General features: G+C 64.6%; 1 protein-coding gene. It reads right to left on the minus strand.

Features of this window, described 5'->3' with window-relative positions:
- A partial coding sequence (locus FUU19_RS21670; RefSeq protein WP_230507351.1) for a phosphopantetheine-binding protein occupies positions 1-395 on the minus strand: 395 nt, incomplete at both ends.

Here is a 395-nt window from a genome sequence, read left to right on the forward strand (position 1 = left end):
TCGTCCAGGCGCGCACGACTGTCGAAACGTAATACCGCAGACAGCTGGTACGGGTCGCCCTGTTCCGCCAGCAGATGGTGGAACAAAATCCCCTCCTGCAGCGGCGACAAGGCGTAGATGTCCTGTACGTTGGCCACGCCACCCGGCACCTGTGCCACCACCGCGTCGATCTCCGCCTGGCTCAGCGTCGCCAGCGGCAACATCTCCGGCGTAATGGAGGCGCCGCCCGGTAAGATCCGGTTTTCCGGTATCTCGATCTCACCCTGCGCGCTCATCGCCTGCGCCAACGCCGACAGCGTCGGCGTTGAGAACAACGTCTGCACGTTCGCTCCCCAACCGGCACGCCGCAGTTGAGCCATCAACTTCACCGCCAGCAGCGAGTGGCCGCCCAGTTC

The sequence above is a fragment of the Serratia montpellierensis genome, from assembly GCF_020858655.1.
In the GTDB taxonomy this organism is placed as follows: Bacteria; Pseudomonadota; Gammaproteobacteria; order Enterobacterales; family Enterobacteriaceae; genus Serratia; species Serratia montpellierensis.